Origin of the sequence: Mycobacterium sp. (genome assembly GCF_049281135.1) — a bacterium.
In the GTDB taxonomy this organism is placed as follows: Bacteria; Actinomycetota; Actinomycetes; order Mycobacteriales; family Mycobacteriaceae; genus Mycobacterium.
Genome location: NZ_JBAPRN010000623.1, coordinates 1 through 7,743, shown reverse-complemented (window position 1 = coordinate 7,743; position 7,743 = coordinate 1). Strand labels below are relative to the sequence as shown.

At 66.8% G+C, this 7,743-nt stretch carries 7 protein-coding genes; 4 read left to right on the top strand and 3 right to left on the bottom strand.

Annotated features, from left to right (window positions below):
• The 3 genes from WAN02_RS24550 to mptB all read right to left on the bottom strand — a co-directional run.
• On the bottom strand, nucleotides 1-774 hold a 774-nt coding region (locus WAN02_RS24550; RefSeq protein ID WP_422267272.1), incomplete at its 3' end, for an ABC transporter permease.
• Nucleotides 771-1,721, bottom strand: a complete 951-nt coding sequence (locus WAN02_RS24545; protein WP_422267276.1) for an ABC transporter ATP-binding protein — start codon at nucleotides 1,719-1,721, stop codon at nucleotides 771-773. The genes WAN02_RS24545 and WAN02_RS24550, both read right to left, overlap by 4 nt.
• Nucleotides 1,712-3,418, bottom strand: coding sequence for a polyprenol phosphomannose-dependent alpha 1,6 mannosyltransferase MptB (mptB, locus tag WAN02_RS24540; RefSeq protein ID WP_422267270.1), 1,707 nt, complete (start codon nucleotides 3,416-3,418; stop codon nucleotides 1,712-1,714). Before mptB ends, WAN02_RS24545 begins: the two co-directional genes overlap by 10 nt.
• Nucleotides 3,419-3,479: 61 nt before the next feature.
• Here mptB and WAN02_RS24535 point away from each other — a divergent pair, with 61 nt between their 5' ends.
• Genes WAN02_RS24535 through sufC form a run of 4 tightly spaced genes read left to right on the top strand, consistent with a single transcriptional unit; the run spans nucleotide 3,480 to nucleotide 7,742 of the window.
• Nucleotides 3,480-4,304 carry a helix-turn-helix transcriptional regulator gene (locus tag WAN02_RS24535; protein WP_422267274.1) on the top strand — a complete coding sequence of 275 codons (825 nt, stop codon included), beginning with the start codon at nucleotides 3,480-3,482 and terminating at the stop codon, nucleotides 4,302-4,304.
• Nucleotides 4,301-5,746: a Fe-S cluster assembly protein SufB gene (sufB, locus tag WAN02_RS24530; protein WP_422267268.1), complete on the top strand. Its 1,446-nt coding sequence runs from the start codon at nucleotides 4,301-4,303 to the stop codon at nucleotides 5,744-5,746. Before WAN02_RS24535 ends, sufB begins: the two co-directional genes overlap by 4 nt.
• The gene (sufD, locus tag WAN02_RS24525; RefSeq protein WP_422267266.1) at nucleotides 5,746-6,936 is read left to right on the top strand and encodes a Fe-S cluster assembly protein SufD; all 1,191 of its coding nucleotides are present in this window, start codon (nucleotides 5,746-5,748) and stop codon (nucleotides 6,934-6,936) included. Before sufB ends, sufD begins: the two co-directional genes overlap by 1 nt.
• Nucleotides 6,933-7,742, top strand: a complete 810-nt coding sequence (gene sufC / locus WAN02_RS24520; RefSeq protein ID WP_422267264.1) for a Fe-S cluster assembly ATPase SufC — start codon at nucleotides 6,933-6,935, stop codon at nucleotides 7,740-7,742. Before sufD ends, sufC begins: the two co-directional genes overlap by 4 nt.
• Nucleotide 7,743 lies beyond the last annotated feature (1 nt).

Sequence of the window (7,743 nt, the reverse complement as noted above, 5' to 3'; positions counted from 1 at the left end):
GGTGAAGCGGAACCAGCGCAACGCGGCCAGTCCGGCCAGCGTGCCCCACGCAACAAGCACCAGTACGCCGAACCAGTCCACCGACAGGCTCATCGCGCGGGACAGCGACTCGGTCAGCGCCCCCGCCGGGGTGAGCCGCGCCGCCCATCTGACGGCCGAACCGACCAGCCCGGATTCGATGGTCAGGGCACCGAGTCCGGCGAAGACAAACCACAACAGGTTGGCCACCGCCAGCACGATCTCCGCGCGCAGCGTGCCGCCAAGCAGCAAGCCCAGCGCCGCGAAAACCGCAGTGCCCAGCCCAATGACCACTGCGCCCAGCGCCAGACCCGCAAGAGGTGGCCGCCAACCGAGTGCAAAACCGAAGGCGCCCAGAATGATTGATTGCAGGAACACGACAGTGACGACCGCCGCCGATTTGCCCGCGATGATGCCCCACACCGGCAATGCTGTTGCGCCCAGCCGTTTGAGCGCGCCGTAGCGCCGGTCGAAGGCGACCGCGATGGCCTGGCCGGTGAACGCGGTCGAGATCACCGCCAGCGCCATGATCGCCGGAACGAAGGTGGCGGCCCGGTTGTCGCCGAACGACCCGAGCGGCAGCAACGTCAAACCGATGAGCAGCGTGATCGGGATGAACATGGTGAGCAGCAGTTGCTCGCCATTACGCAGCAATAGCTTCAGCTCGAGACCGAACTGCGCGGCCAGCATCTTCGGAACCGCGGCGGGTCGTGGGTCGGGCGTGAAAGTGCCGGCGGGGAAATGGGTTTCGGTCATGAGCGCACCTCCCGGCCGGTCAGCTCCAGGAACACGTCTTCCAGGCTGCGCTGCTCCACCCGCAGGTCGGTCGCCAGAACGTTGATCTGAGCGCACCACGCCGTCACGGTGGCCAGCACCTGAGGATCGATCGGGCCTTCCACCAGATACTCGCCCGGCGTCGCCTCGGAAACCTGGTAGTCCTCGGGCAGCGCCGACACCAGCAGCGACAACTCGAGTCGCGGCGGCGCGCTGAACCGCAGCTGGCCTTTGGCGCCGCTGTGGGTCAATTCGGCCGGCGTTCCGGCGGCCACCGTCACCCCGTGGTCGATGATGAGCAGCCGGTCGGCGAGCTCCTCGGCTTCCTTGAGCTGGTGGGTGGTCAACACCACCGTCACGCCGTCGCGGCGCAGCGCATCGATCAACTCCCACACCAGGATTCGGGCCTGGGCATCCATTCCGGCGGTGGGCTCGTCGAGAAAGACCAATTCCGGCCGGCCGACCAGCGCGCAGGCCAGCGCGAGCCGCTGCTGCTGGCCGCCGGAGAGCCGTCGGTAGGTGGTGCGGGCCGCGTCGGTCAGACCCAGAGTGTTCAGTAGCCATGTCGGATCCAGGGGATCGGCGGCGTAGGAGGCCACCAGGTTGAGCATCTCGCCGGCCCGGGCAGCGGGATAGCCGCCGCCGCCCTGCAACATCACGCCGATCCGTGCCCGCAACCGGGCATTGTCGGCGATCGGATCCAATCCCAGCACTTCGATGGTGCCGGTATCGGGGCGGACGAACCCCTCGCACATTTCCACGGTCGTCGTCTTGCCGGCGCCGTTCGGACCGAGCAGCGCCAGTACTTCGGCGGCGTGCACGTCGAGATCGAGGTGAGAAACGGCGGTCGTCGCGCTCGCCCCCGAGCCGTACTGCTTGCATACCCCGCGCAACCGCACGTGGATGTCTGAAGCCGGGCTCACGACGATTGAGCGTAAGCGCCGGGCAGCGGAGCGGGCTGCGGGGTCTGACCGGTGGGCACCGGATTGTCGCCCGTCCCCTCGGGCCCGGGTCGCTCCTCGGGCAGCGGCCGCCACGGCAATCGGTCGTAGGTCACCGCGATCAGCAGCAGCACGATGACCGTGCTGGCCACGGTGGCGTCCACGATCTGGAACAGCGCAAACCGGTCGCCGTTGGCCGTCGGGCCGAAGATGCCGACGACGATTGTCACGATGATCACGGCCATCCGGAAGCCCGGCCGGGTGGCCCAGGCCGCCAACGGGATGATGGCCCACAGCAGATACCAGGGCTGCACCACCGGAAACAGCAACACGGTGCCGCCCAGCGCGACGCCGAGTCCACCCACCGGATGCAGGCGGCCACGCAGCACGGCGATCAGCAGCCAGGCGACCATGACGGCGATGATCAAGACGCCGATGCCACGGGTCAGCGACAGGATCGCGGTGGTGTGATCACCCAGGCCCAGCAGAATGCCCACCTGCCCGGTGCCCAGCGCGATCAGCGTGGGCGGCGACATCCAGCTGCGCACCACGTTGGCGGTGCCCAGCGTGTAGATCCAGCCGAACCCGAGCCGGCTGGCCGAGCCGACCGCGGCCATCACGGCCAGCGACAGTCCCGCCATCAGGCTGCTGGCCAGCAGGAACGACTTGAGAGTGCCGCCGTAGCGCTGCGCCAACGCCATCGTGACGAAGCCCAGCGCCAGCAGCGAGGGCAGCTTGATCTGCGAGGACAGCACGATCAGGATCGCCCCGACCAGCAGCATGCCCAATGGCGCCCAATCCGCGCGGTGGCCGCTGGCCCGCGGCCACGGTCGCGGCCACAGCGGGCGCGCGGAGTCGATACCGCGCAACGCGAACTCGGTACCGGTCAGCATCAGCCCGAGCATCGGCGCTTCGTTGTGGATGCCGGCGACCAGATGCATGATCAGCAGCGGGTTGGCCGCCCCCAGCCACAGCGCGCTGACCTCGGCGACGCCACATCGCCGAGCCAGTCGCGGTGTCGCCCAGACGATCAGGCCCACTCCGAGCAGCACCACCAGCCGATGGCAGAGCACCGCGGCGACGATGTTTTCGCCGGTCAACGCCGAGATGCCGCGGCCGATCCACAAGAACAGCGGCCCGTAAGGCGCCGGCGTCTCCCGCCACAGGCTGGGCACCGACAGGGTGAAGACATGGCCGAGGCCCAGCCCGGTCGCCGGGCCCACCCGGTACGGGTCGAGTCCCAGCCGGCAGATCTGACTCTGCGCCAGGTAGGAGTAGACGTCCTTGCTGAACATCGGTGGCGCGATCAACAGCGGCAGCACCCACAGCAACAGCGTGCGATCCAGCTCACCGCGGGACATGCGCCGCTTGCCCAGCGCGAACCGGCCCAGCATCAGCCAGGCCAGGGCCATCATCACGGCGCCGGTCGTCGTCATCGTCAGCGACACCGTCTGGATCCGCGATGGGAGGTTGAGCAGCCGGACGCCGAACGTCGGGTCCTGGACCACCGGCCGGGCCCCGGCTCCGAGCGCGCCGATCGCCATCAGCACCGTGCCGGTGGCGCCGAAAACTCGGGTGCGACGAAGCGCGATCTCCTCGCGGTCGTTCAGTGGCTGGCCGACAGCCATTTCGTCGCCGTGCAGGCTGGCGATCGACGAACTCAGCGAGTGGTGGCGGTCTGCCATCACAGCAGCGTAACCGCCGCCGGGGCAGGGCCGAACGCGTCAGGTGTGACCAGGACAACGTCTGCAGAGGGTAGCCTTGCTGGACCCATTGCTGGAATTGCGTCACACTGGTGTTGTGAAATTCCCGCAGTCCGTCCAAGGTGCCGAAGCAGCAGCCGCTGCAGCGAGCCATGACGGTCAGACCCGCAGCGCCGTCGTGCGGTTGCTGTTGGAGTCCGGGTCTATCACCGCCGGGCAAATCGGTGAGCGCCTGGGTCTGTCGGCCGCCGGGGTGCGACGCCACCTCGACGCATTGATCGACATGGGCGAGGCCGAGTCGGTTCCGGCCGCGCCGTGGCAGCAGGCCGGACGCGGACGACCGGCCAAGCGGTACCGGTTGACCTCGACCGGCCGCGCGAAGCTGGATCACAGTTACGACGATCTGGCGTCCGCCGCGATGCGCCAGCTTCGTGAGATCGGCGGCGAAGAGGCGGTCCGCAGCTTTGCCCGTCAGCGCATCGACGCGATCCTGTCCGGTGTTCAGGCGCCTGCGTCGTCCGCGGACGACGATGTCGAAGCCGCCGCAGAGCAGGTCGCTGGTGCGTTGAGCAAGGCCGGTTACGTCGCTACCACCGCCCGCGTCGAGGGCCCAATCCACGGCGTGCAGATCTGTCAGCATCATTGTCCGGTGTCGCACGTCGCCGAGGAGTTCCCGGAATTGTGCGAAACCGAGCAGCAGGCCATGGCCGAGGTGCTCGGGACCCACGTGCAGCGGCTTGCGACCATCGTCAATGGTGACTTCGCATGCACGACCCACGTGCCGCTGACTCCCACCGAGCAGCCGTCAACCCTTCGACGCTCAGCTCGCGTCGAAGCCACCGCAAGCAAGCAAGGAGCGTCGTCATGACGACCACCCCCGAGATCCAGAAGTTGGACGCACCGCTGACACAGGACGAGACCATCGCCTCACTGGGCCGTTACGGCTATGGCTGGTCGGACTCCGACGTGGCCGGCGCCAGCGCGCAGCGCGGGTTGTCGGAGGCTGTGGTCCGCGACATCTCGGCCAAGAAGAACGAGCCCGAGTGGATGCTGGAGTACCGGCTGAAGGCGCTGCGAATCTTCGGGCGCAAGCCGATGCCGAACTGGGGATCCAACCTCGACGGCATCCACTTCGACAACATCAAGTACTTCGTGCGGTCTAGCGAGAAGCAGGCCGCCACCTGGGACGATCTTCCTGCAGACATCAAGAACACCTACGACAGGCTCGGCATCCCCGAAGCCGAGAAGCAGCGGTTGGTCTCCGGCGTCGCGGCGCAGTACGAGTCAGAGGTGGTGTACCACTCGATCCGCGAGGATCTGGAGAAACTGGGTGTCGTCTTCCTGGACACCGACACCGCGCTGCGTGATCAACCCGAGCTGTTCCAGAAGTACTTCGGCACGGTGATTCCGGCCGGCGACAACAAGTTCTCGGCGCTGAACTCCGCCGTCTGGAGTGGCGGATCGTTCATCTACGTCCCGCCGGGTGTGCACGTCGACATCCCGCTGCAGGCCTACTTCCGGATCAACACCGAGAACATGGGCCAGTTCGAGCGGACGCTGATCATCGTCGACGAGGGCGCCTACGTGCACTACGTCGAGGGCTGTACGGCGCCGATCTACAAGTCGGACTCGCTGCACTCGGCGGTGGTGGAGATCATCGTGAAGCCCGGTGGCCGTTGCCGTTACACCACCATCCAGAACTGGTCGAACAACGTCTACAACCTGGTCACCAAGCGGGCCCGGGCGGAAGCCGGCGCCACCATGGAATGGGTCGACGGCAACATCGGCTCCAAGGTGACCATGAAGTACCCGGCGGTCTGGATGACCGGCGAGCACGCCAAGGGTGAGGTGCTTTCGGTCGCGTTCGCCGGCGAGGGCCAGCACCAGGACACCGGCGCCAAGATGCTGCACCTGGCACCCAACACGTCGAGCAACATCGTCTCCAAGTCGGTTGCCCGCGGCGGCGGTCGCGCGTCCTATCGCGGCCTGGTTCAGGTGAACAAGGGTTCGCACGGTTCCCGGTCGAGCGTGAAATGCGATGCGCTGCTGGTGGATACGATCAGCCGGAGCGACACCTACCCGTACGTCGACATCCGCGAGGACGACGTCACGATGGGTCACGAGGCCACCGTCTCCAAGGTCAGCGCGGATCAGCTCTTCTACCTCATGAGCCGCGGCATGACCGAAGACGAGGCCATGGCGATGGTGGTCCGCGGCTTCGTCGAGCCGATCGCCAAGGAACTGCCGATGGAGTATGCCCTCGAGCTCAACCGGCTGATCGAGTTGCAGATGGAAGGTGCGGTCGGCTAGTGGTGGGATTGACTGAAGCGGTGGAGGGTTCGGCCCTCGCCGCTGCCAACAAGGGCGAGCTGTTCTCCGCGTTCGACGTCAACGCGTTCGAGGTTCCCGGCGGCCGCGACGAGATCTGGCGATTCACCCCGCTACGACGTTTGCACGGACTGCACGACGGTTCGGCGCACGCCACCGGAACCGCGAAGATCGCGGTCGGTGAGCAGCCCGGTGTGCGGGTGGAGACCGTGCGTCGCGGCGACGAGCGACTCGGACAGGGCGGCGTTCCCGCCGACCGGGTTGCCGCACAGGCCTTTTCGTCGTTCAACACCGCGACGGTCGTCACCGTCGCCCGTGATACGCAGATCGCCGAGCCGGTAGAGATTGCGATCGAAGGACCCGGTGCGGGTGCGGTGGCGTACGGACACCTGCAGGTGCGCGTGGGCGAGCTTGCCGAAGCGGTCATCGTCGTCGACCATCGCGGCAGCGGAATCTATGCCGACAACCTCGAATTCGTCGTCGAGGACGCGGCGCGGCTCACGGTGGTCTGGATCGCCGACTGGGCCGATGACGCCGTGCATGTCAGCGCACACCACGCCCGGCTGGGCAAAGACGCGGTGCTGCGTCATGTCGCGATCACGCTCGGCGGCGAGGTGGTGCGGATGACCGGCAACGTGCGGTTCGGCGCACCCGGTGGCGACGCCGAGTTGCTCGGCTTGTACTTCGCCGACGACGGTCAGCATCTGGAGTCCCGGTTGCTCATCGACCATGCACAGCCGGACTGCAAATCCAACGTGCTGTACAAGGGTGCGCTGCAAGGGGATCCGGACTCGAGCCGCCCCGACGCGCACACCGTCTGGGTCGGCGATGTGCTGATCCGGGCCGAGGCCACCGGCACCAACACCTTCGAGGTGAACCGGAATCTGGTTCTGACCGACGGTGCACGCGCCGACTCGGTGCCGAACCTGGAGATCGAGACCGGCGAGATCGTCGGAGCCGGACACGCCAGTGCCACTGGAAGATTCGACGACGAACAGCTGTTCTACCTACGCTCGCGCGGGATCCCCGAAGAACAGGCCCGCCGGTTGGTGGTGCGCGGGTTCTTCAACGAGATCATCGCGAAGATCGCGGTCGCCGAAATACGCGAACGCCTGACCACTGCCATCGAACACGAACTGGCCATCACGGAATCGAGAATCACCGCCTCATGACAACTCTGGAAATCAAAGATTTGCACGTCAGCGTCGAGAATGCGTCCGACGGCGACGAGATCGGCATCCTCAACGGGGTCAACCTGACGGTGCGCTCCGGTGAAACCCATGCGGTGATGGGCCCCAACGGGTCTGGCAAGTCGACCTTGTCCTACGCCATCGCCGGACACCCGAAGTACCGCGTGACATCAGGATCGATCACGCTCGACGGGCAGAACGTCCTGGACATGAGCGTCGACGAGCGCGCCCGCGCCGGTCTGTTCCTGGCCATGCAGTACCCCATCGAGGTGCCCGGGGTGTCGATGTCGAACTTCCTGCGTTCGGCCGCGACCGCGGTCCGGGGCGAGGCGCCCAAGCTGCGGCACTGGGTCAAAGAGGTCAAGGCCGCGATGCAGGAGCTGGACATCGACCAGGCCTTCGGCGAACGCAGCGTCAATGAAGGCTTTTCCGGTGGTGAGAAGAAGCGCCACGAGATCCTGCAGCTGGGGCTGCTGAAGCCCAAGATCGCGATCCTCGACGAGACCGATTCCGGTCTGGACGTCGACGCTTTGCGGGTGGTCAGCGAGGGCGTCAACCGCTACGCCGAAGCCGGCTGGGACGATGGCACCGGCCAGCCGGTGCGGGGCGGCGTCCTGCTCATCACCCACTACACCCGGATCCTGCGCTACATCCATCCGGAATACGTGCACGTGTTCGTCGGCGGGCGCATCGCGGAATCCGGTGGGCCGGAGTTGGCCGACGAGCTCGAGCAGAACGGCTACGTACGCTTCCAGCAAGCGGCGGCAGCGGGGGCACAGGGGGCATAGC